This window comes from Paenibacillus sp. P13VS, from assembly GCF_015143645.1.
GTDB lineage: Bacteria > Bacillota > Bacilli > Paenibacillales > Paenibacillaceae > Paenibacillus > Paenibacillus xylanilyticus_A.
The window spans coordinates 192,528-215,185 of record NZ_WYEV01000004.1 but is presented as its reverse complement, the minus strand read 5'-3'; the positions used below and the strand labels follow the sequence as shown (position 1 = coordinate 215,185).

General features: G+C 48.7%; 22 protein-coding genes. 19 read left to right on the top strand and 3 right to left on the bottom strand.

Going from position 1 to position 22,658, the window contains the following annotated elements; all coding sequences use genetic code 11:
* Positions 1 to 65 precede the first annotated feature (65 nt).
* Positions 66 to 551, bottom strand: coding sequence for a hypothetical protein (locus tag GUA98_RS10765; protein ID WP_193723012.1), 486 nt, complete (start codon positions 549 to 551; stop codon positions 66 to 68).
* Positions 552 to 973: 422 nt separating this feature from the next.
* Here GUA98_RS10765 and tkt point away from each other — a divergent pair, with 422 nt between their 5' ends.
* The 5 genes from tkt to GUA98_RS10740 all read left to right on the top strand — a co-directional run bounded on the left by tkt (position 974) and on the right by GUA98_RS10740 (position 6,407).
* Positions 974 to 3,016 carry a transketolase gene (gene tkt, locus GUA98_RS10760; RefSeq protein WP_193723011.1) on the top strand — a complete coding sequence of 681 codons (2,043 nt, stop codon included), beginning with the start codon at positions 974 to 976 and terminating at the stop codon, positions 3,014 to 3,016.
* A 145-nt stretch (positions 3,017 to 3,161) separates the two neighbouring features.
* Complete coding sequence (locus GUA98_RS10755) at positions 3,162 to 3,479, top strand: pyrimidine/purine nucleoside phosphorylase (RefSeq protein ID WP_095289203.1); 318 nt, start codon at positions 3,162 to 3,164, stop codon at positions 3,477 to 3,479.
* 184 nt (positions 3,480 to 3,663) lie between these two features.
* Positions 3,664 to 5,019, top strand: coding sequence for a glucose-6-phosphate isomerase (locus GUA98_RS10750; RefSeq protein WP_095289204.1), 1,356 nt, complete (start codon positions 3,664 to 3,666; stop codon positions 5,017 to 5,019).
* Between the two features lie 168 nt (positions 5,020 to 5,187).
* Positions 5,188 to 5,820: a YigZ family protein gene (locus GUA98_RS10745; RefSeq protein WP_095289361.1), complete on the top strand. Its 633-nt coding sequence runs from the start codon at positions 5,188 to 5,190 to the stop codon at positions 5,818 to 5,820.
* A gap of 5 nt (positions 5,821 to 5,825) precedes the next feature.
* Positions 5,826 to 6,407: a TetR/AcrR family transcriptional regulator gene (locus tag GUA98_RS10740; RefSeq protein ID WP_095289205.1), complete on the top strand. Its 582-nt coding sequence runs from the start codon at positions 5,826 to 5,828 to the stop codon at positions 6,405 to 6,407.
* A gap of 179 nt (positions 6,408 to 6,586) precedes the next feature.
* Here the strand turns inward: GUA98_RS10740 and GUA98_RS10735 are convergent, their stop codons facing one another.
* Complete coding sequence (locus tag GUA98_RS10735; protein WP_127538226.1) at positions 6,587 to 6,988, bottom strand: secondary thiamine-phosphate synthase enzyme YjbQ; 402 nt, start codon at positions 6,986 to 6,988, stop codon at positions 6,587 to 6,589.
* A gap of 302 nt (positions 6,989 to 7,290) precedes the next feature.
* On the opposite strand from GUA98_RS10735, the gene cysT reads away from it, so the two are divergent.
* The 13 genes from cysT (at position 7,291) to clpP (ending at position 20,026) form a co-directional block, all read left to right on the top strand.
* Positions 7,291 to 8,106, top strand: coding sequence for a sulfate ABC transporter permease subunit CysT (gene cysT / locus GUA98_RS10730; RefSeq protein WP_153977376.1), 816 nt, complete (start codon positions 7,291 to 7,293; stop codon positions 8,104 to 8,106).
* Positions 8,103 to 8,900 (top strand): sulfate ABC transporter permease subunit, encoded by a 798-nt coding sequence (locus tag GUA98_RS10725; protein WP_153977377.1) that lies wholly within the window; start codon positions 8,103 to 8,105, stop codon positions 8,898 to 8,900. The genes cysT and GUA98_RS10725 overlap by 4 nt, the downstream gene beginning before the upstream one ends.
* Before the next feature lies 1 nt (position 8,901).
* Complete coding sequence (locus GUA98_RS10720; RefSeq protein WP_153977378.1) at positions 8,902 to 9,966, top strand: sulfate/molybdate ABC transporter ATP-binding protein; 1,065 nt, start codon at positions 8,902 to 8,904, stop codon at positions 9,964 to 9,966.
* 26 nt (positions 9,967 to 9,992) lie between these two features.
* Positions 9,993 to 11,054 (top strand): sulfate ABC transporter substrate-binding protein, encoded by a 1,062-nt coding sequence (locus GUA98_RS10715; RefSeq protein WP_193723010.1) that lies wholly within the window; start codon positions 9,993 to 9,995, stop codon positions 11,052 to 11,054.
* Between the two features lie 184 nt (positions 11,055 to 11,238).
* Positions 11,239 to 12,846 (top strand): ABC transporter substrate-binding protein, encoded by a 1,608-nt coding sequence (locus GUA98_RS10710; RefSeq protein ID WP_153977380.1) that lies wholly within the window; start codon positions 11,239 to 11,241, stop codon positions 12,844 to 12,846.
* A gap of 271 nt (positions 12,847 to 13,117) precedes the next feature.
* On the top strand, positions 13,118 to 14,068 hold the full coding sequence (locus GUA98_RS10705; RefSeq protein ID WP_127538232.1) for an ABC transporter permease: 951 nt from the start codon (positions 13,118 to 13,120) through the stop codon (positions 14,066 to 14,068).
* A 6-nt stretch (positions 14,069 to 14,074) separates the two neighbouring features.
* A complete protein-coding gene (locus tag GUA98_RS10700; RefSeq protein WP_153977381.1) occupies positions 14,075 to 14,920 on the top strand; it encodes an ABC transporter permease in 846 nt (281 codons plus the stop codon).
* 54 nt (positions 14,921 to 14,974) lie between these two features.
* The gene (locus GUA98_RS10695) at positions 14,975 to 16,000 is read left to right on the top strand and encodes an ABC transporter ATP-binding protein (RefSeq protein ID WP_153977382.1); all 1,026 of its coding nucleotides are present in this window, start codon (positions 14,975 to 14,977) and stop codon (positions 15,998 to 16,000) included.
* On the top strand, positions 15,997 to 16,932 hold the full coding sequence (locus tag GUA98_RS10690; protein ID WP_153977383.1) for an ABC transporter ATP-binding protein: 936 nt from the start codon (positions 15,997 to 15,999) through the stop codon (positions 16,930 to 16,932). Before GUA98_RS10695 ends, GUA98_RS10690 begins: the two co-directional genes overlap by 4 nt.
* Before the next feature lie 50 nt (positions 16,933 to 16,982).
* Positions 16,983 to 17,429 (top strand): hypothetical protein, encoded by a 447-nt coding sequence (locus GUA98_RS10685; protein ID WP_193723411.1) that lies wholly within the window; start codon positions 16,983 to 16,985, stop codon positions 17,427 to 17,429.
* A 188-nt stretch (positions 17,430 to 17,617) separates the two neighbouring features.
* Positions 17,618 to 18,400: an MBL fold metallo-hydrolase gene (locus GUA98_RS10680; protein ID WP_193723009.1), complete on the top strand. Its 783-nt coding sequence runs from the start codon at positions 17,618 to 17,620 to the stop codon at positions 18,398 to 18,400.
* A 157-nt stretch (positions 18,401 to 18,557) separates the two neighbouring features.
* Positions 18,558 to 19,424: an RNA polymerase sigma factor gene (locus GUA98_RS10675; protein WP_193723008.1), complete on the top strand. Its 867-nt coding sequence runs from the start codon at positions 18,558 to 18,560 to the stop codon at positions 19,422 to 19,424.
* Between the two features lie 17 nt (positions 19,425 to 19,441).
* Complete coding sequence (gene clpP / locus GUA98_RS10670; protein ID WP_153977386.1) at positions 19,442 to 20,026, top strand: ATP-dependent Clp endopeptidase proteolytic subunit ClpP; 585 nt, start codon at positions 19,442 to 19,444, stop codon at positions 20,024 to 20,026.
* A 147-nt stretch (positions 20,027 to 20,173) separates the two neighbouring features.
* Here clpP and GUA98_RS10665 read toward each other — a convergent pair whose 3' ends face one another.
* Complete coding sequence (locus GUA98_RS10665; protein ID WP_321573864.1) at positions 20,174 to 21,598, bottom strand: PLP-dependent aminotransferase family protein; 1,425 nt, start codon at positions 21,596 to 21,598, stop codon at positions 20,174 to 20,176.
* Positions 21,599 to 21,718: 120 nt separating this feature from the next.
* Here GUA98_RS10665 and GUA98_RS10660 point away from each other — a divergent pair, with 120 nt between their 5' ends.
* Positions 21,719 to 22,657, top strand: coding sequence for a DMT family transporter (locus tag GUA98_RS10660; RefSeq protein WP_193723007.1), 939 nt, complete (start codon positions 21,719 to 21,721; stop codon positions 22,655 to 22,657).
* The last annotated feature ends 1 nt before the right edge of the window (position 22,658 follow it).

Sequence of the window (22,658 nt, the reverse complement as noted above, 5' to 3'; positions counted from 1 at the left end):
CTTTAATACTGTGCAAGGTTGATTCGGGACCATGTGAATCGGCCCTGATAAGAAAAGGCGACTTCCTATTTGCGAGCTGAATGGGAATCGCCTTTTTGTCGTTTCCATATCCGTCCGCAGACGCCAAGGAGAATGCCAAATAGAAGGTGTCCGATAATCCAAAGCGATATGGCCTTTAAATCCATTAAGCCTGGAACTCGTACAGATAACAGAGAGAGCGGAATATATAGCAGGGAAGAGAACGCACCGAGCAAAAAGCCTTTAACCAAAGGGAAATCGGAACGTTGAATCCACCAGAAGTAGAAGAGGCCGATGATGACAGAAACAAGAAGATGGAGCGTAAATTCGAACCATTCAGGCAAAATGGGCGGAAGCCAGGGCACAAAATCAACATTCAGCAGCAGGGTATACACCTTTTCACCCGTGTAAGCCTGAACCACTTTAAGAAATAAGCCAAGAAATAAACCGGTGATGATGCCTGTTAACGTCCCTGCAATCCAGGGTAATGGATGATTTGACGACTTTGGCTCTACAGCTTGTGGTCCTGACATGCGGCAAGCCTCCTTTCTTTCTGAGAGTAACACAGCCGTAGGGATTTCGAATCAGAAACATGAACGATACCCTATGAAAAAAACTTCGAGCTGTAAAAAGTGTATGGTTTTCCGGTTAAAGGTTATACTTCATCCGATGGATTAGCGAGGCTTGCCAAGCCGGACATGGGCTTAAATGCTCTACCGAACACCTTTTATTCTGCGCTGGAATAAACCCGTCTCACCCACAAACAACCGAATTTTCCGGAACTTCTAAAAGAAGGTTATGGAAAAGCTTCACGCCAAGTGATACAATACAAAAGTGAATAAGTCAAAATGAAACATTCAAGCGGATTCACTTATTGTTATATACGGTTTGCTTGTATGATGAGAGGGATTCGCTTGCGCACCCGACTTATCTAAAGACATGAGGAGGACAAACCATGACTGACAAGAACGAAGCGATTCAAAAGGACGAGAACAACACAATCGACAACCTGTCGATTACAACTGTACGTACTCTGGCAATTGATGCAATCGAGAAAGCAAAATCGGGACACCCGGGAATGCCTATGGGCTCCGCTCCAATGGGGTACCAACTTTTTGCAAAAACGATGACACATAACCCGGACCACCCAACTTGGGTTAACCGGGACCGTTTTGTGCTGTCTGCAGGACATGGTTCCATGCTGCTGTACAGCTTGCTGCACCTGAGTGGCTACGATCTTCCTATGGAAGAATTGAAACAATTCCGCCAATGGGGAAGCAAAACTCCGGGTCACCCGGAATTCGGACATACTGCAGGTGTTGACGCTACGACTGGCCCACTGGGACAAGGTATTGCAATGGCTGTAGGTATGGCTATGGCTGAAGCACAACTGGGCGCGACATACAACAAGGATAAATTCAACGTTATCGACCACTACACTTATGCAATCTGTGGTGACGGTGACCTTATGGAAGGCGTATCCCACGAAGCAGCTTCCCTTGCCGGACGTCTGCACCTGGGTAAACTGATCATGTTGTTCGACTCCAACGACATCACGCTTGATGGTGAGTTGAACCTGTCTTCTTCCGAAAGCATCGCAAAACGCTTCGAAGCTTATGGCTGGCAAGTGCTGCGTGTAGAAGATGGTAACGATCTGCCTGCAATCGAAAAAGCAATTCAGGAAGGACAAGCTGATACACTGCGTCCTACACTGATCGAAGTAAAAACGGTTATCGGTTATGGTAGCCCGAACAAACAAGGTAAAGGCGGCCACGGCGGTACTCACGGTTCCCCACTGGGTGCTGACGAAGCGAAACTGACCAAAGAATTTTACAAATGGGTTTACGAGGAAGATTTCCACGTACCAGCTGAAGTTCGCGATCACTTTGCTCAAGTCAAAGATCGTGGTATCTCCGCAAACAAAGCTTGGGACGAGAAATTCGCCGAGTACAAAAAAGCATTCCCAGAGCTGGCAGCTCAGTTCGAAACAGCAATCAACGGTGACCTTCCAGAAGGTTGGGACCGCGATCTGCCTAAATATGCTGCAACAGACAAAGCTCTTTCCACTCGTGTTGCTTCCGGTAATGCACTGAACGGTTTGGCGCACAACGTGCCTCATCTGACTGGTGGATCTGCTGACTTGGAAAGCTCCACAATGACACACCTGAACAACATTGCAAACTTTGCACCAGAAGATTACTCTGGCCGCAACATCTACTTCGGTATCCGTGAATTCGGTATGGCTGGAGCAATGAACGGTATGGCACTGCACAGCGGTGTGAAAGTATTCGGTGGTACATTCTTCGTGTTCACTGACTACCTGCGTCCGGCTGTTCGTCTGGCTGCCCTGATGGGTCTGCCTGTGACATACGTTCTGACTCACGACAGTATTGCTGTTGGTGAAGATGGTCCTACGCATGAGCCAATTGAGCAACTTGCGTCCCTGCGTATCATTCCTAACCTGACAGTAATTCGTCCGGCTGACGGTAATGAGACATCTGCTGCATGGGCTTATGCGCTTGAGAACAAGAACAACCCGGTAGCACTCGTACTCACTCGTCAAAACTTGCCGATCCTGGAAGGAACAGTAGAAGGCTCCCGTGAGAACGTTAAACGCGGTGCTTATGTTGTTTCGGATGCAAAAGACGGCAAACCAGTAGCACAAATCATCGCTACAGGTTCCGAAGTGCAATTGGCTGTCAAAGCTCAAGCTGAACTCGCTGAACAAGGTATCCAAGTTCGCGTAATCAGCATGCCGAGCTGGGATCTGTTCGAGAAACAGGACAAAGCTTACAAAGAATCCGTCCTGCTTCCGGATGTTAAAGCTCGTCTGGCCATTGAAATGGCTTATCCAATGGGCTGGGAGAAATATGTTGGCGATCAAGGCGACATTCTCGGAATCAGCACATTCGGTGCTTCCGCGCCTGGCGACCGTGTTATCGAAGAGTATGGCTTCACAGTCGATAACGTGGTTAGCCGCGTAAAAGCATTGCTGTAATAGCTTGAAAAACGCTGCTGCGAATGGAACAGCCCAATCTGTTCTGTTCGTGGCAGCAAAGTTATTTCCGGCAGAGTAAGGATGAGGATATATCCTGATCTGTTTTGCCTTTTGTTTTCATTAACTTCAGGGGGAGCGGGTACGCATGTCACAGTTTGATCAAGTCAGTGTAGTAAAAGAGGCCAACATTTATTATGATGGCCAGGTAACCAGCAGAACGGTTATTTTGGGGGATGGCAGCAAAGTGACTCTGGGCATCATGCTCCCAGGCAGCTATGAGTTCGGTACAGATTCCCGTGAAATCATGGAGATTCTGTCCGGCGATCTGAGAGTATTGCTTCCCGGAGAAGAAGATTGGCAAGAGATTCAAGGTCAAGCTACGTTCCACGTGCCTGCCGAATCCAAATTCAAACTGGAGATACGCAGCGTTACCGACTACTGCTGCTCGTACCCGGCGGAATAATACAAGAAGGGTAGCCAAAACCTGCAATCAGCGGGTTTGGTTTACCCTTTTTGCTTCTTGAATTAGAAGTGACAAAGTTCAAGCTGCAAGCTTGTCAGCCCCGTGGATTTGAAGTATCCTTATGCTAAGTTGTTTGAATGGAAAACGGAAAAATAAGCTACCGATATCAGGAGGTTTTTAGATCATGGCAAAAAAAGTGAAGTTTGATTACAGCACTGCCTTGCAATTTGTAAACCAGCATGAAGTGGACTATTTCGCTGAACCGATTCGCCTGGCTCACGAGCAGCTCCACAACGGAACGGGAACCGGATCCGATTACCTGGGCTGGATTGACCTGCCAACCGCTTATGACAAGGAAGAATTCTCCCGCATTCAAAAAGCGGCTGCCAAAATCCAAAGTGATTCCGAAGTACTGATCGTTATCGGTATCGGTGGTTCATACCTGGGTGCACGCGCAGCGATTGAAATGCTGACACACTCCTTCTATAACAACCTGCCAAAAGATAAACGCAAAACGCCTGAAATCTATTTCGCAGGTAACAATATCAGTTCCACCTATGTAACTCACTTGCTGGATCTGGTTGAAGGCAAAGACTTCTCCGTGAATGTTATCTCCAAATCCGGTACGACAACCGAGCCAGCCATTGCTTTCCGTATCTTCCGCGCAGCACTGGAGAAAAAATACGGTAAAGAAGAAGCTCGCAAACGTATCTATGCTACAACAGACAAAGAGCGCGGCGCACTGAAAAAACTGGCAAACGAAGAAGGTTACGAGTCTTTCGTTATTCCGGATGATGTAGGTGGACGTTACTCGGTACTGACAGCAGTAGGCTTGCTGCCGATTGCTACAGCTGGCATTAACATCGAAGAAATGATGCAAGGTGCAGCTGACGCATCCAAAGAATACAGCAACCCGAATGTAGCTGAGAATGAAGCATATCAATATGCTGCTGTTCGTAACGCCTTGTACCGTAAAGGTAAAGGAACAGAAATCCTCGTTAACTACGAGCCATCCCTGCACTTTGTATCCGAGTGGTGGAAACAGCTTTACGGAGAGAGTGAAGGTAAAGATTACAAAGGAATCTATCCTGCATCAGTTGATTTCTCCACTGACTTGCACTCCATGGGTCAATTCATCCAGGAAGGAAGCCGGAACATTTTCGAAACTGTCATTCAGGTAGCTGAAGTATCCGAGCATATCTCGATCGAAGCTGATCCGGATGACCTCGATGGTCTGAACTTCCTGGAAGGCAAAACAATGGACTTCGTCAACAAAAAAGCGTTCCAAGGTACGCTGCTTGCACATACAGATGGCCAAGTTCCAAACCTGATTGTGAATATTCCGGATATGTCTCCATATTCTTTCGGATATCTGGTATACTTCTTTGAAAAAGCATGCGGCATCAGCGGATATCTGCTGGGCGTCAACCCGTTTGACCAACCAGGAGTAGAAGCTTACAAGAAAAATATGTTCGCATTGCTGGGCAAACCAGGCTTTGAAGAAGAGAAAGCTGCGCTTGAAGCGAGACTTTCCGAATAATTCTTGGTTTGACTCATATAGTTAAATAAAGCATGTGTAATGACACCCGGGTTTCGTTGTGAGGTTGAATGCAGTGATCCCCGGATGTTTAAACCAAGGCAGTTCATCCGCGTCCGCGCGGGGAACTGCTTTCTTGTAAAATGGATTAAATCGGAAAGTTGGATTGAAATGCTTGAACGTTACCGCACGGTTCGAGGACCGGGCAATCTGGAAATTGTCATCAAGAAGTCGCGTTTCATCGGTCACATTATGCCAGTTACAACGGAAGAAGAAGCAGTTGCTTTTATTGATGAAATCAAGAAGAAACACTGGAATGCCACTCATAATTGCTCCGCCTACATGATAGGGGAAAGAGATGAGATCCAGAAGCAATCCGATGACGGGGAACCAAGCGGAACTGCTGGGAAACCCATTCTTGAAGTCATCAAAAATCAGCAACTGAAAAATGTGGCTATTGTGGTTACACGGTATTTTGGGGGAATCATGCTTGGAGCTGGCGGTTTAATCCGTGCATATACGGATGGCGCTGTAGCGGCTATTGAAGCTGGAGAGGCCATAACCAAAGTGCTTCATCGTGAAGTGTTTGTGGAACTGGATTATACGTGGCTGGGAAAAGTGGAAAATGAATTAAGAAGCCGGGAAGTCCGTACGGGTGAAACTGGATTCACCGATAAGGTTACGTTGACTTGTCTTCCGCCGGATAGTGAAACCGAGGCATTCATCGCCTGGATCACGGATTTGACGCAAGGGCAATCCCGGATCACGGAGGGACAGCGGCTTTATTTTATTGAAGGGGAATAAAATATATGGCTAGAAGAGCAGTCGAACAAGAGTTGTCGAGGGAGCGGATCCTGGAGGCGGCGAGACATCTTTTTATTACCAAAGGATACCGCGCCATTTCGATGCGAAGCATCGGCCAGCATCTGGGCTATAGTCATGGGTCGCTGTATTATCATTTCAAGGAAAAGGCAGAATTGTTCTATGCCATTGTGGTAGAAGATTTCAATCATCTGGGACATTTGCTGCTGCAAGCCATGGTCAGGCCAGTCGTGGGCGGTATGAGCAAGGTAGAGCATATCATGTTGGAATTCATTCGTTTTGGTCTGGAGAATCCGTATCAATACGAGATTATGTTCATGATTCGGGATGAGGAGCTGTTATCTTATTGTCGTACGGAGCAGGGAAGATGCTTCGAATTATTTGCTTCCATTGTCAGGCAGTACATGAACGAGGAAGGCTGTACGGATGAAGATATCCAATGTGTGCCGCGCACGCTGTTTTTGTCCATGCACGGATTTATATCGTATTATATTCAGGATCGTGTAACGTTTGCTGAGATTGAATCGTCGGCATTATCTCATGTCAAAGTTCTATGCCGCAATCTATAACACCAGCCTGGCGTCCTATAAAAGGCGCTTTTGTCGCACTCCTATACTTCAGGGCGGTGAATTGTCATAACATTAATTCTTTATAACGTTGTCTCGCGAAAGTTTATTGGCGCGAAAGACCAAGACAGGCGGATTGTAGCCCTAAATTAGGGTTGTCCGCCTGTTTGCGTTTGGCTGAATTAGCCTTCCATGATCTTGATAAAATATTCGCGCTCACGAGGGCCGTCGAATTCGCTGAAATAAATCCCCTGCCATCTGCCGAGTAATAATCGGCCTTCATGAATGATCACCGTTTGAGATGGACCGGTTGTGATGGATTTCAGATGGGAAGCGGTATTCCCCTCAGCATGTCGATATTGGGGATGTTCCCAAGGATACACTTCGTTCAGACGAAGCAGCACATCATGTTTAACATCCGGGTCGGCATTTTCATTAATGGCAATACCTGCTGTGGTGTGGGGACAATAGACAAGGACAGTTCCGTTTTGTACACCGCTATTGCGGACAACCTGCTCTACTTCTCTTGTGATATCCTTGATTTCATCCCGTCTGGAGGTTGATATTTTTTTCGTATATAACATCTGGCAGCGCTCCTTATCCTCTTAAATTATCTTCTAAATTGTACCTTAACCACTCCAATTCAAACAAACCACAATTCACGGGTAAAATGGTTAACCAATCATCTGCTAAACGCCCAAATTATATACAATAAAAGCATTGACGGTTAGCACTGCAAACTGGTAAAGTATCAGATAAGCAAAAAACCAAGTAGACTAATGGGAATAATGTTAAAGTGATATAATTCAACTTAGAAAAATGAATGTACCAAAGCAGGGAGACTGCCGACCGGATATGGAGCCGGAGGCTGGGAGGGAATGCAGCAATGAATACCGTTCTTCGTCACAAGGGATGGACTTGGGGATTCCGCAGTACTGTATTGCTATATTTTATTGTACTCATCGTGCTTCCAATTATCGGTGTGTACGTCAATTCCTTCTCTGAAGGATGGAGCAATTTTGCCGAGAGCATCATGGATCCAATCGCGTGGAAAGCTGTATTGCTTACCGTTCGACTGGCTGTTATCGCCACACTGATTAACGTGGTAATTGGCACCATGATTGCCTGGGTGCTCACGCGTTATCGTTTCTTTGGGAGATCGTTTCTCAACAGTCTCGTAGATCTGCCTTTTGCACTTCCTACTGCAGTTGGCGGATTAATGATTATGCTGCTGCTTGGACCGGTCAGTGCTGTAGGCAAGCTGGCTGAAACCATAGGAATTGAAATCGTGTTTCATCAGCCTGCGATCGTCATTGCGATGACCTTTGTTACGTTTCCATTCGTGATTCGTGCGGTGCAGCCGCTTCTGGAGGAGATCGACCCTTCGGAGGAAGAAGCCTCCTATACCATGGGTGCATCGAAGGCGCGTACGTTCAGGCAGGTCATTCTGCCTTCTATGGCTCCAGGCATGATTAGCGGTGGTATGCTTGCTTTCTCCAGAGCACTTGCAGAGTTTGGAGCAGTTGTGCTGGTGGCGGGCAACATCCCGGGCAGAACGCTGACGGCTTCCGTATTTATCTACGGCGAGATTGAAAGTGACAATCCTACGGGTGCAGCTGCTGTATCCGTGCTGCTCCTCACGCTTTCTTTCCTGATCCTCTGGCTGATTAATCTGGTGCAGATGCGGGGGAGAAGACGATGAGACGGCTATTAATTGGACTTACGTTTGCGGTATTTATTGTGCTTCTGATTATTCCTTTGGGACGCATATTGATCGGAGCATTTGAAGACGGTGCAGGAGGCTTTCTGGATGGGCTGATGCGCCCTGAGGCGCTGCATGCCTTGATGATGACCGGACTTGTGGTGTTGGTCGTCACGCTGTTAAATACATTGTTTGGCATTATGATGGCCATTTACCTGGTTCGTGCCGGATGGCTTAGTGATCGCATCAAAGGGTTGTTAAACAGCATTGTGGACCTGCCTTATGCGGTGTCCCCCGTCATTGGCGGGTTGATGATTGTATTGCTGCTCGGGCCGAACAGCATTATGGGTGGCTTTTTTGAAGGAATCGGCTTCAATGTAGTGTACGCCTTCCCTGGAATGGTCATTGCAACGCTGTTTGTCACATTCCCGCTGATGGTCAGGGAGGTTATGCCGGTTCTGCAGGAGCTCGGTTCGCAGCAGGAAGAGGCGGCTTCAACGCTTGGCGCATATGGGTGGAGGACGTTCTGGAGTGTCACCTGGCCTTCCATTCGCTGGGCTGTCGTATACGGGCTTGTACTTACCGTTGCACGATCGCTTGGAGAATTCGGTGCAGTGCTGGTGGTATCGGGCAATATTATGAACAAAACACAGACGGCAACAACGCTTGTTTATCAGGATGTTGAGAATTTTAATGTCTCTGCCGCAAATGGTGTGGCATTGGTACTGGTTACCTTCTCCGTTGGGCTGCTGCTCATGATGGAATGGGCCAAGAAGCGAAAGGAAGTGCATTGAGATGCATGTGGAAGTCCGTGATCTGAACAAACATTTCGGTCAATTTCATGCGGTAAAAGATGTCTCGTTCGATATTGCCAAAGGCCATCTGATCGGTCTGCTAGGGCCCAGTGGAGGAGGCAAAACGTCTATTCTGCGCATGCTCGCCGGTCTGGAAAACCCGGACTCCGGAGAGATTCGCTTTCACGGCAAGGTTGTGAATCATCTGCCTCCGCAGGAGCGGGGAATCGGGTTTGTTTTTCAGAACTATGCCTTGTTCAAACACATGACTGTTTTTGATAATATCGCTTTTGGACTTAAGGTCAAAAAGACACCCAAAGCCCAGATTCGTGATCGGGTCATGGAACTTGTTGAGCTGACCGGGCTAAAAGGTTTTGAACAGCGCTATCCGCATCAACTGTCCGGTGGACAGCGTCAGCGTGTCGCATTTGCCAGAGCTTTGGCTCCTGAGCCGCAGCTGCTGCTGCTGGATGAGCCTTTTGCCGCCATCGATGCCAAGATTCGCCAGGAGCTGCGTTCATGGTTGAGAGAGCTGATTGAGCGGGTCGGCATTACCTCGATCTTTGTAACACATGACCAGGATGAAGCGATCGAAGTTGCGGATGAAATCATGATTATCAGCCAAGGCCGTTTAGAGCAAAAAGGAACACCGTGGGATATCTACAAAAATCCGCAGACTCCATTTGTGGCAACCTTTATTGGTGAATCCACCGTTGTGGAGGATGCCTCGCAGCTTAAAGGCTTTGAACATGCGGTACAAGGAGATCACACGCGTGCCTTAATCAGGCCTGAGTACATCGAGATTGGTCTGAAAAACGAATTTTCCATGCTGTCAGCTACCGAAAAGGGTACGGTGAAGCATCTTCACTTCCGCGGCAGTGAGTGGATGGTGGAAGTCGAGGTACAGGGCCACAAGCTGATCACATATCGTTCACTTGAGAAAACGACACTGGAGATAGGTCAACAGATTCGGGTGCTTGTACACCGCGCTTATCTGTTTAATGACACGGATAGCTGGGTTGTCGAGAATCGCCTGAAGGAAGATCCAATGCCGGTCATGATCTAAAATGCGCTCGAAAGAGAGGCTGCCCCATGCAGACGATGAAGAAGAAAAAAATACTCCTATACGCTGCCCTTATGCTTCTGCTCGTCTGCATGACCGTAGGCTGCAGCAATCAGGAAGCGGAAGGCGAACAGAACGGACCCTCTGCGGCTGAACAATCCAATACACTTGTCATTGGTGCATACAGTGTAGCCAAGGATGCTGTCGGAGAGCTGCTGCCCGAGTTCAAGGAGGAATGGAAAGCAAAAACCGGACAGACGGTTAATTTCCAGGAGTCCTATGAAGCTTCAGGTACTCAAGCAAGGGCCATTGTTGGCGGATTCGAGGCTGATGTGGCATTGCTCGCCATGGAAAGTGACATCGATAAACTGGTCAAAGCCGACCTCGTGACCTCCGATTGGAAACAAACGCCGAATGATGGCATGATTACACGTTCCATTGTTGTTCTTGGAACAAGGGATGGCAACCCTCTGGGGATCCGTGATTTTGAAGATTTGACCAAGCCGGGAGTCAAGGTGCTGTACCCCAATCCCAAAACGTCAGGCGGAGCCCAATGGGATATCAATGCAATCTACGGAGCAGGGCTGAAGCTGTCGGAAGAAAAGGGCCAGAAGGATCCTGCCGCTGCCAAAGCATTTCTGGAGAAGGTGCATGAAAATGTCGAATCACTGGATAAAAGCGGCCGATCTTCCATGGCAGCCTTTGAATATGGCGTCGGCGATGTCATCGTGACGTATGAGAATGAATTGCTTGCCCGTATTGCCCAGGGTGTTAAGTACGATATCGTTGTACCGAAGAATACAATCCTGATTGAAAATCCGGCGGTTGTGGTGGATAAATATGCGGATAAACATGGGAATAGGGAGTTGGCAGAGGCCTTTGTGGACTACCTGCGAACTCCGGAGGCTCAGCGCATATTCGCCAAGCATGGTTTTCGTTCGGTAGATCCGAATGTATTTGCCGAGACGGAATCCACGTTTCCAACACCTGAAGGTCTGTTTGATATCAACTACCTTGGTGGCTGGGACGAAGTACGCAGTACGCTATATTCCAAACGTGGTGTCTGGTATCAGGTACTGGCAGGACTATAAAAGAATTACAAACAAAGACCTTCGATTTGCTGGAGTCAGCGAATTGGAGGTTTTTTGCATTGTTGGACAATAAAGCGATTTAAATAAAATCCGATAGGTTAAGTTGGAAAAAGTCATTGCTTTTTGTCGAATCCTTGATATACTAGCTAACAGAAGATAAATTACAGCGAGGGGAAATATCATAATGAAATCTAAAAAAATGTGGCTGTCATTGATGCTGGTTCTGGTTGTTGCAATCATGAGTGCATGCGGCAGCAGTGGTGATGGAGCAAATACTTCTTCTAATAACGAGGGAAGTACTGCTTCTACGGATAATGGACAGCCGAAAGATGGCGGAAGCATTATTATTGCAGTACAGGATGATCCCAAAGTGATGAATCCGATCTACGCGGGAGACCGTGTCACGTTGACGATTGATCAGTCCTTATATGCTCCACTATTTAACGTGAATGATGGCAAAAAAACATATGTGCTCGCCGAAAGCGACAGCTTCTCGGAAGATCACCTGACGTATACATTGAAGCTTAAGGATGGACTGAAATGGCATGACGGACAACCGCTGACGGCGGATGATATCGTGTTTACCATGGACAGCATTCTCGATGAGAAGCAGCATAGCTCTTCCCGCAGCCAATATGTTTTCAATGGCAAACCGGTGAAAGTTACGAAAGTGGACGATCTCACCGTGGAATTCCAACTGCCGGAAGTATCAGCAGCTTTTGAAGGCGCGTTGGTTTCCTTCTCCCCAATCCCGAAACACATTTTTGAAGGCGAAGCGGATATTGAGAAAAGCGACAAAAACAACAACCCAATCGGTTCCGGTCCGTTCAAATTCAAGGAATACCGCCCAGGTGAATATGTGACACTGGAACGTTTTGACGATTACTTTGCAGGCAAAGCTCACTTGGATAGCGTGACGTACCGTGTAGCCAAAGACCCGAATGCAGCGAACCTGGCTCTGCAAAATGGCGAGATTCAAATGCGTATGGTCGATACACAGGATTACAACAAATTGAATGATACAGGCAAATTCAACATGCTGACTTATCCGGAAGGCCGCCTGCAGTACATGGTGTTTAACCTGAACGTACCTTCCATGCAAAAGAAAGAAGTGCGTCAAGCGATTGCCTATGCTTTGGATAAAAATGAATTGATCACAGCTTCGTATTCCTCGGCTGATTTTGCTGAACCGGCTGCGTCCATTCTGACACCCGACACGCTGTATCAAACCGACGATGTGGAGAAGTATGACTACAACCTCGAGAAAGCCAAGCAGCTGCTGGCCGATGCAGGCGTAAGCAATCTGAAATTGCGCCTGGCTTACACAAACACAAATAAACCACAAACAAGCCAAGCCTTGTACATTCAGCAAAAGCTGAAAGATGTGGGTATTGAAGTGGAATTGCTGCCGATGGACGGAACAGCTTATGGTAACCGTACGTTGGATATGAACAATACAGACTTTGAACTGTCCTTTGGCGGATACATCATGGGTTATGAGCCGGATGCTTACAAATCCCTCTTCCTGAGCGATGCAGCATATAACTACTCCCACTACAAAAACGCTGATTTCGACAAGCTGTGGAGTGATGCAGCGGTTGAGATTGATGAAGCAAAACGTGGAGAGCTGTACAAACAAATTCAACAAACCGTAGCAAACGAAATGACCGTATATCCAATTGCATACACAAAAGCAGTGGTAGCAGTGGACAACACGTACGGCGGTGTTGAGGATGCCAATCCGAAACCGGTAGTTATGCTGGAAGACCTGTCTAAAATCTATAAAAAATAATTATATCGAATGAAAACATGGTTTGAACCTTTGAGATTCACCAAGAACGTAGAGAGCAGAAATAACCTGAAGAAGCAAAGCGTTCGCCTTTATTCCCGGATTTCCCCTTTTTATAAAGGAATCAAAGAAATCTGGGGATAACAGCGATCGGAAGGTTGTTCTGTCATCGGAGTGGCTGTTGTGAATCCTTGGTTCCATCCACATGCGTTCATTCTATATAACAAGCCAATAACGCCGGCCGCGAGGCCGGCGTTGATTCGGAGGTGCCCGTGTGAATAACTATATTGTCCGAAGGATCGTACAGGCGATCCCGCTTTTGTTTGTTATCTCCATCGTTTCCTTTACCTTGATCAAGCTGGCGCCGGGCGATCCGGTGCTTTCCTTTGTTACTCCCAATATGGGAGCAGAGGATGTGGAACGTATTCGGCAAAATCTTGGACTGGACCAGCCCATGTATGTGCAATACGTGGTGTGGCTGAAAAATGTTCTGACAGGTGATCTCGGCTATTCACTGGTCAATCACCGCCCGGTTGCCGAATTAATTGTTGAACGTCTTCCCGCTACGTTTGGATTGATGGGAGCGTCGCTATTGTTATCATTACTTATTTCGATTCCACTGAGCATGATTGCGGGTTCGCGCCAGAACAGTTTGTTTGACCGTGGTCTCAGTCTTCTTTCCTACATTGGGATTTCCATTCCGAGCTTCTGGTTCGGCATGATGTTGATTTATTTTTTCGCCGTACAGCTGCACTGGCTGCCCAGCATGGGCATGCGGACCGTCGGAGTCGATTCGGCGTGGGATATTATCAAACATGGTATTCTGCCATGTACCGTACTGACCTTCATGAATGTGTCGGTGTACATGCGTTATATTCGTTCAAATACGATCAGTCAGCTGGAAGAGGACTATGTTCAGATTCAGTATGCTTATGGAGCTACCCGAGGAACAGTACTGCTTCGCCATGTGCTCAAAAATGTACTGCTTCCGGTCATCACCATTCTCGGCATGTCCTTGCCTGAGCTGATTGCCGGAGCGTTTATTACGGAATCTGTATTCTCATGGCCAGGGATGGGTTCACTGGGAATCTCAGCCGTGCATGGTCTGGATTATCCGATTATTATGGGCATTACGATGATTTCCTCCGTGCTGCTGGTGGTCGGTAACCTGGTAGCCGATATTCTATATGGCGTGGTAGATCCACGAATTAAGACAACGGGGTGAGACAACATGAATTCAATGCGCTGGCGTAACTTACGGACGCAGTTCAGGCATCAGAAACTGGGCATTGCGGCTGTCATTATATTGGGCATATTTGTGCTCGCATCCCTGTTTGCGTTTTTATCCCCGCATGATCCCAATGAGATTGTGGTCATGGAGCGATTGCAGCAGCCGAGTGCGGATCACTGGTTCGGGACGGATGATTATGGACGAGATTATTTGGCTCGTGCGCTGTACGGAGGCCGTGTTTCTCTTGCGGTAGGTTTCCTGTCGATGGCCATCGCAGTTATAGTAGGTACACTCGTCGGCACGGTGAGTGGCTATTTTGGAGGCTGGGTGGATAATACGTTGATGCGTATTGTGGACGTACTGATGTCCATTCCGTCATTCTTCCTCATGTTGATCCTGAACGCGTACCTCAAACCGGGAATTGGCACGATTATCGTCATTATTGGGGTGTTAAGCTGGATGAACATTGCCCGGATTGTGAGGGCGGAAGCCATGTCGGTGAAGCAGCGGGAGTATGTTCTGTATGCGCGGGTATCGGGGCAGAAGCCCTTCCGCATCATTATGAAGCACATCATCCCCAACATCATGCCGACCATTATCGTAGCCGCAACCATCAATATTGCAGGAGCTATTCTTATGGAATCGTCCCTGAGCTTTCTCGGCCTGGGAGTCAAACAGCCGAATTCCTCCTGGGGCAGCATGCTGAATGATGCCCAGGGCTTCATCAGTGAAGCGCCGTATATGGCCATTTTCCCTGGATTGTTCATTTTGCTGACAGTACTATCCTTCAACTTCCTGGGTGATGTATTCCGTGTAGCCTTTGAACCTAAAGCAAACAAAAGATAGATAATATTAACTAATATTCTTTGGTTGAACTTACACAGCGGGGTGAATACAACAATGACAGATTTATTATCGGTCAAAGAACTGAGAACGTCCTTTGCCACCCGTGAAGGAGAGGTGCAATCCGTACGGGGGGTAAGCTTTACCCTGAATGAGGGCGAAGTAGTTGGACTCGTTGGTGAGTCGGGCAGCGGCAAAAGTGTAACAGCCCGTTCATTGATCAGGCTCATCCAGTCGCCGGGGCGGATTACGGATGGACAGATTTTGTTTCGAGGAGAAGATCTGCTGAACAAATCGGATAGTGAAATGCGCAAAATTCGGGGCAACCGGATCTCCATGATATTTCAGGATCCGATGACTTCGCTTAATCCTGTAGTCCGTGTGGGCAAACAGATGATTGAAGTTATTCGCCGTCACCGGAAAATGGATAAGTCCGCGGCTCGCAAGGAAGCCATTGAGCTGCTGCGCCAGGTAGGTATTCCTTCACCAGAGGAACGCATCGACCAATATCCGCATGAATTCAGCGGCGGGATGCGCCAACGTGTAATGATTGCCATGGCTTTGTCCTGCAAGCCCGAGCTGCTCATTGCCGATGAACCAACGACGGCACTTGATGTGACGATCCAGGCGCAAATTTTGCAGCTGATGCAGGAGCTGAAGGAATCCACACAGACATCTATTTTAATGATTACGCATGACCTTGGTGTCGTCGCGCAGGTCTGTACACGCGTGATCGTGATGTATGGTGGATTGATTATGGAAGAAGGGCCGGTGGAACGCATATTTGCCCATCCCCAGCACCCCTATACGCAGGGACTGCTGCGATCCATTCCGAAGCCGGGTGAAGAAGGGGGGCGACAACGGCTCGCCACGATTGAAGGCACACCGCCGAACCTGCTGCACCCGCCAACGGGATGTCCGTTTATGGAACGTTGTCCACATGCGATGGAAGTCTGCAAGCAGATGCCTGAGTATACCGAAACAGCACCGGGCCATCGCGCTTTATGTTGGCTGCTGAATGACGAAGATCGAAACCAACACCAGGCACAACTTGGAACACGTACAGAGGAGGTGGAGAAATGAGTGCAATAACAGATCAGCGTGAAGTGCTGCTGGACGTGCGTGGACTAAAAAAATATTTCCCCGTGCGTGGAAGAAACAAGGGTCAGGAAGTCGTTAAGGCTGTCGATAACGTTAGCTTCCATATTCATAAGGGGGAGACGTTCGGACTCGTGGGTGAGTCCGGCTGCGGCAAATCAACAACTGGACGCAGCATCGTAAGACTCTATGATGTGACGGATGGAAGTATCCTGTTTGGCGGACAGGACGTTGCCAAGATGAACGAAAGACAGCTGAAGCCGTTTCGCAAACGGATGCAGACGATTTTCCAAGACCCGTACTCATCACTGAATCCAGGCATGAATGTCTTGCAAATCATCAGTGAACCAATGGAGATTCATAACTATGGTTCGAAGGCAGAAATGAAGGGGAGAGCGTATGACCTGATGAACCGCGTAGGCTTGAAGCCGGAACATGCCGAACGTTATCCGCATGAGTTCAGCGGTGGACAACGTCAGCGGATCAGCATTGCTCGGGCTCTGTCGGTCAATCCGGAGTTTATACTGTGTGATGAGCCGTTGTCTGCGCTGGATGTATCCGTACAGGCCCAGGTGGTCAACATGCTTGAAGACCTGCAGGCAGAGATGGGTCTGACCTATTTGTTCATTGCCCATGACTTGTCGATGGTACGTCATATCTCCAACCGGATTGGGGTAATGTATCGCGGCAAACTGGTTGAGGTGGCTCCAACCGAAGAACTGTACCGCAATCCGGTACATCCGTATACCCAGGCCTTGCTCGCTGCAATACCCGTTCCGGATCCAAGCGTTCGCAACGAGATGCCACCCATCTATAGCGGGGACACGGACCCATCAGCACGTCGCGGGGATGAAGAACCGGAATGGATGGAAGTGTCGCCGGGACACTTTGTATCCGGATATCGGGACAGGATATAATTGGGTTATAATTCTAGCATCCGAATGGATGAACAGGAAGGTGAGAGATGATGAGTACAGAGATCAAATTATCCCAAAGTACGGCCATTCGCCTGGAACAGGCCCGTGGCAAAGGCATGTCTGAAGACCAAATACTACAGGCTATCAAGGCCAAGGACGTGGCTGCTTTTGATGCGGTTTCCGAAGAGCACTACAGGTATGATGACTTTATCTCGTATGCGGAGGAGCATGGAGAAAATCTGGAGGCAGCCGTTCAAGAGGGCTACCGAATTACATTCAATACCCGGGGCGGGCTGGGTATCTGGATCGAGAAAGCTTTTGGTTTGCGACCGGAGCGTGATTTCACGGTCGGTGAGGGCGTAGTAACCGGCCTGAAGTTGAAGCCGGAGCAGGCAGAAGTGCTGGCGAAGCGCCTGGCATCAAATTGGGTCATTACCGATTCGAGAGATGTGCCCGAGGGTCAGGAATTGACCTTGAAATTGCGTGCCTTGGTCTAGGCGACAAGCGGACCAAGTCGAAGTTACATACGCTGACTACATGTAGTCAGAGATCAGGCTTTCCCTAGTGCAGGATTAGAACTGCATAGGGAGAGCTTTTTTTTGCAAAAGCAGGGGGCGAGGATATACAATTTAGGAAACAGAACTTCTTGGAAAGTACAGCATCAGATAGAGAGGGGATCACTGTATTGAATCAGCTAACATTTCTGGGAACCGGGGATGCCATGGGCGTACCGCGTGTATACTGTGATTGTGCAGTCTGTACGGAGGCCCGTCTGACCGGGATCAACCAGCGTAAACGTTCTTCTGTTCTGATCCATTCAGATGGCGCATCCGAACCGTTTATGATTGACTGCGGACCAGACTGGAGATCACAGATGGAGGATCAGGGATTGCGTATGGTTCATACATTATTGGTGACACACGCGCATTTTGACCATATTGGAGGTTTGCCGGAATGGGCGGATGCCTGCCGCTGGCTGGGGGTTAAGGGCAGCTTGTACGCACCGCGCGAAGTAATCACCACCATTCAGGAGCAATTTCCTTGGCTAAGCGCGCACATGAACTTTCTGGAAACGGATGATGATATCCAGCTTGGCGGATGGAACGTGCACTCCTGGAAAGTCTGCCATGGTAAAAACGGTTATTCCTATGCATATCGGCTTGAGCGGGAGGGGTACAGCTGGGCGTATTGTTCGGATGCCATCGATCTGAAGGAAGCAGAGAAGAAGCCGCTGCACGGGCTGGATCTGCTGGTGATCGGAACGAGCTTTGTCCATGAGCTTGCGGAATTCTCCACACGTTCCGTATACGACATGCGCGAGGCGCAGGAACTGCTGCGGGAACTGAAACCGGGGTGCACCTATTTTACCCATATGTCTCATGACGTGGATGTACAGCAAAACTACGATCTGGATCCAGGTATTACGCTGGCAGCTACCGGCATGAGGGTACAGTTGGGCAACGTTTAAGTTAGAATCTATTTAGAATTAAAAAAATAAATACAGAAGAGCGTATCCTTTACCGGAGGTTCTTCGTTTACATAGTGTAAGAGCATAAGAGCAAGTCATTGAAAAAGCATCACATGAAGCAAGATCAATCAGGAACCAACAAAGGGGGGCCCCAAACATGGCCTTTGTGAAGTCCGTGGATTGCAGAATCAACAGACCACATGATCATCGTAACCCATTCAAACCATATACCCAGACTGGTCGTCAAGCTGAATACAGCGTGGAACAGATGATGGAAAGTGTGCTGCCAGATCTGATGAGCAGTCTCTACGCTTATTGTCTGTCTCTGACCGGTTCAACCTGGGAGGCCGAGGATCTGGTTCAGGATACCTGCGTGAAAATGCTGGCTTCTTCGGCTATGCAGTCCTGTAGTACAAAGCAAGAGATGAACTGGGAAGCCTATCTGATCCGGATTGCGCGCAACACATGGATTGACGTCATTCGGAAGCGGGAGAAGCTCGCTTGCAAATTGGATATCTTGAAACCATTTATGCAAGAATGTGCGGAGGAGGAGCGATTCGAGGAGATCGAGTCTGCTGTTCAGATCCTTGTCAATGAGCTGCCGCCGTGGCAGCGAGCGATATATATATTACGTGATTTAATGGGTTACACGACGGCAGAGACTGCGGAGATGCTGGATACATCGGAAGGAGCGGTCAAAGCCGCGCTGAATCGCGCCAGATCTGCTCTGGAACGCGTCAGACGAAGCCTGGAAACGGAAGGCGAAGCAGCGAGTGGCGCAGATGAAGATTCAGTGAGCGCAGAGCAGCTGCGAAGCTATTTGATGGCTTTTCGCAGTGGAGATGCGGCGCGTCTGATTGATCTGTGCCTCAATCGTACGGATGATCCGGTGGCCGTGGCAGGAACGATTCTGCAGCAGTCTTTGCCGTCTTCATCAACGCAGCCAATGATGTACGGGTATTCCAATTCCGGCATGACTTCAATGATGTATGGAGGAGGATATGCCGCGCTCATGGTTGCGTAAACCGGGAGGCGACAGGCATGAACCATGTACCTTATGTAGTTGAACAGACAGCCCGCGGTGAGCGGAGCTATGATATTTATTCACGTTTGCTGAAAGATCGAATCATTATGGTGTCCGGGGAGATTGAGGATCAGATGGCAAATGCCATTGTGGCTCAGCTTCTGTTTCTGACCGCAGAGGACCCCGAAAAGGATATCCAGATGTACATCAACAGTCCGGGTGGATCTGTTACAGCCGGATTCTCAATCTATGACACGATGCAATTTGTGAAGCCGGATATTTCAACGATCTGCACTGGCATGGCCGCGAGTTTCGGGACGATTCTGCTGGTCGGTGGAACTAAAGGAAAACGGTTCGCTCTGCCAAATAGTGAGATTATGATCCATCAACCCCATGGGGGTACGCGCGGGCAGGCATCGGATATGCTGATTCATGCCAACCGAATTATTCAGCACCGCCAGCGGCTCAATGAGCTGTTAGCGAACCATACAGGCCAACCGCTGGAGCGCATCGAGAGAGATTCGGATCGCGATTATTTCCTGACCGCAGCGGAAGCGGTGGAATATGGACTGGTGGACAAAGTAATATCCAGAACAGATTAAGCAAGCAGCCGTATAATTTAGATCTTAAAATATCTAAAGAGCCTGAAAGGTCATATGATCTTCCGGGCTCTTCTCTTTGATTCGTTTACTGTAGCTCCATTGTAATTCCATTGTGGATGTCAGTTCATTAGTGGAAACATACGAGAGCTAATCCATCCTTTTAACTAGTTCGATGAGTCTGTTCATCCCTTCGCGGATCTGCTGTTCGTGTGTATAGGAGAAGGACAAACGCAGCTTGCGACTTGCGGAAGCTTCCGAAGGATCAAATACCGTTCCGGGGACAAACGCAACAGAATGCTCCATGCACTGGTGAAGCAGTCGTCCTGTATCGATACCTTCCGGAAGCTCCGCCCAGATGTTGAGTCCGCCTTCAGGCCGTGTCCAATTCCAGTCTGTTTCTTGCAGACATTTTTCCATGACTTCCATCCGTAATTGTATGGCGGTACGCAGCTTCGACAGGTGCTGATGCATGCGCGGAGATTGAAAGTAACGGAGAAACAGCTTCTGGTTCAGAAGGGGAGTTCCGTTATCAGCCAGTGCTTTAACCGCCTGCAGTCCTGGCATAAACCGGGGACGGCACATTATGGCCGCAATACGTAGACCTGGCGCAACATATTTGCTGTAGCTGCGAATGTAGAGCGTGTGTCCTGTCGTATCGTACGTAAAGATTGGCGCCGGAGGTTTCTCTTTAAAATAAATATCGTACGTGCTGTCATCTTCAACGAGAAAGCATCCATATTGTTCGGCAAGTTCGGGAAGCTGTTTCCGCTGTTCGGTTGGAATATTAATACCGGTCGGATTCTGGAAGGTTGGCGTCATGTAAAATACGCGTGGCTTCTCCGTCTTCATCAGATGCTTAATTTGTTCCAGATCATAACCCGCCGGGTGTATATCCGTGAAGATCAGGCGTGCACCCTGTTTGCGGAAAATTTCCATGGCAGGGCCATAGGTCGGCCTTTCCATCAGGACACGATCGCCTGGTCTGACCAGGCTTCGGGAGATCAGATCAATGGCCTGCTGGGCTCCCGTAGTAATGAGTACTTCTTCCGCTGAAATGTAAAATCGTTCTTTCAGTGTCAGATTGCTTGCCAGCGCACTACGCAGTTCCATATCACCCTGAATGGTAGAATACGTACCGAGCAGCCGGGGATACTGATCCAGCAAATCCCGCATGAGTTCTCCCCAGTAAAGGTTAGGGAGCAGGGCAGGATCAATCAGTGACTTTGAAAATTGATATTCGGCTTCAAGGGACTGCACGCGCGCGAGTGAGTCCCAGTGCAGCCAGGCGGATACAGCAGGGTCATCTGCCTGGTCCGCTACAGGCGACGGGTCAGCAGGACTGACATAATAACCGGACTTGTCCTTCACGTACACATTCCCGCGTTCCTTCAGCTCCTGATAGGCTTTGAACACCGTAAGCCGATGTACACCGAGCTGCTCGGACAGGCTTCGCACCGAAGGGAGCTTTTCATGTTCGGCCCACTCTCCCGCCTCAATACGCACCACGAGATAATGAACCACCTGTTCATATAGTTTAAGGCTGTTATCTGTCATCAACATGGTTTTGCCCACCCGACTCACGCTCCTTTTGGACTCTATTGTAACAGGAAATGAGTAGATTCTGTTCTGTTTTCGTCATTCTGTTCTGTAGACAGTGCTATATGATGGAGAGCAGATGAAGGAGGGGCTAGCATGGTTGCAGCAGCATTTACAGTAATGTGTCTTATTTTTGGAACAACGTTCCTGGCGATTAAAATTGGGGTCGAGGCAGGCATGCCGCCTTTTTTATCGGCCGGATTACGTTTTATCATTGCAGGGGCATTGATGTTTGCATGGATGTGGATGAAAGGGAAGGTCAATCTGTCCCTGCTGTGGAGAAAAGAAATGCTCCTGACCGGAGCAGGGCTGACCTTTGGTACGTTTGCCACATTATATTGGGCAGAGCAATATGTCAGCTCAGGCGTTGGGGCTATATTATCAGCTACCGGGCCACTGATGATTATGGTGATGCAGACTGCTCTGCTGCGGCAGAAAACCTCTGCCCGCATGATTGCAGGCTGCCTGATCGGTTTTGGAGGCGTTGTGCTTGTCGTTTTACCCGGTGTATCCATTGGTGGGAGTTCACTGTGGTTATGGGGGTGTATCGCCGTGCTTGTGGGAGAAGTATGCTATTCAGCAGGCGCCCTGTACTCCAAGAAGGTGATCAATCAGTTCAAGGAAGCAAGTCCCGTAGCGATTAATGCCGTACAGATGATGTATGGAGGCTTGCTGTTATCCGGGCTCTCGGCGGTGACGGAATCGTGGAGCACGACTGGACTTGATTGGGCTCCGGCGATCTTGTCCCTGATCTACTTGACGGTGATTGGATCAATGGTAGGGCATAGCCTGTTCTACTGGATCATGTCACGTACCAACCCGCTGTTCCCGGCAACCTGGCTGTACATTTCACCTCCGATTGCGGTTGGTCTTGGAGCGGTTGTCTATGGTGAACATGTAAGCTGGATTACCTGGATCGGTGTGGTGCTTGTAGTATCCGGCTTGCTGGCGATGAATGAGAAAGTGATGAGCTGGCTGAAGAGAGGTAAACGAACCAATTCATTGGTGCAAACTTCCAAACCTGTGGTAAAATAGG

Coding starts and splice junctions, on each gene's coding strand:
- GUA98_RS10765 (WP_193723012.1), bottom strand. CDS start 551: ATGTCAGGACCACAAGCTGTAGAGCCAAAGTCGTCAAATCATCCATTA.
- GUA98_RS10675 (WP_193723008.1), top strand. CDS start 18,558: ATGGCCTTTGTGAAGTCCGTGGATTGCAGAATCAACAGACCACATGAT.
- GUA98_RS10715 (WP_193723010.1), top strand. CDS start 9,993: ATGCAGACGATGAAGAAGAAAAAAATACTCCTATACGCTGCCCTTATG.
- GUA98_RS10735 (WP_127538226.1), bottom strand. CDS start 6,988: ATGTTATATACGAAAAAAATATCAACCTCCAGACGGGATGAAATCAAG.
- tkt (WP_193723011.1), top strand. CDS start 974: ATGACTGACAAGAACGAAGCGATTCAAAAGGACGAGAACAACACAATC.
- GUA98_RS10700 (WP_153977381.1), top strand. CDS start 14,075: ATGAATTCAATGCGCTGGCGTAACTTACGGACGCAGTTCAGGCATCAG.
- GUA98_RS10685 (WP_193723411.1), top strand. CDS start 16,983: ATGAGTACAGAGATCAAATTATCCCAAAGTACGGCCATTCGCCTGGAA.
- GUA98_RS10745 (WP_095289361.1), top strand. CDS start 5,188: ATGCTTGAACGTTACCGCACGGTTCGAGGACCGGGCAATCTGGAAATT.
- GUA98_RS10725 (WP_153977377.1), top strand. CDS start 8,103: ATGAGACGGCTATTAATTGGACTTACGTTTGCGGTATTTATTGTGCTT.
- GUA98_RS10690 (WP_153977383.1), top strand. CDS start 15,997: ATGAGTGCAATAACAGATCAGCGTGAAGTGCTGCTGGACGTGCGTGGA.
- GUA98_RS10755 (WP_095289203.1), top strand. CDS start 3,162: ATGTCACAGTTTGATCAAGTCAGTGTAGTAAAAGAGGCCAACATTTAT.
- cysT (WP_153977376.1), top strand. CDS start 7,291: ATGAATACCGTTCTTCGTCACAAGGGATGGACTTGGGGATTCCGCAGT.
- GUA98_RS10740 (WP_095289205.1), top strand. CDS start 5,826: ATGGCTAGAAGAGCAGTCGAACAAGAGTTGTCGAGGGAGCGGATCCTG.
- GUA98_RS10695 (WP_153977382.1), top strand. CDS start 14,975: ATGACAGATTTATTATCGGTCAAAGAACTGAGAACGTCCTTTGCCACC.
- GUA98_RS10660 (WP_193723007.1), top strand. CDS start 21,719: ATGGTTGCAGCAGCATTTACAGTAATGTGTCTTATTTTTGGAACAACG.
- GUA98_RS10750 (WP_095289204.1), top strand. CDS start 3,664: ATGGCAAAAAAAGTGAAGTTTGATTACAGCACTGCCTTGCAATTTGTA.
- clpP (WP_153977386.1), top strand. CDS start 19,442: ATGAACCATGTACCTTATGTAGTTGAACAGACAGCCCGCGGTGAGCGG.
- GUA98_RS10720 (WP_153977378.1), top strand. CDS start 8,902: ATGCATGTGGAAGTCCGTGATCTGAACAAACATTTCGGTCAATTTCAT.
- GUA98_RS10710 (WP_153977380.1), top strand. CDS start 11,239: ATGAAATCTAAAAAAATGTGGCTGTCATTGATGCTGGTTCTGGTTGTT.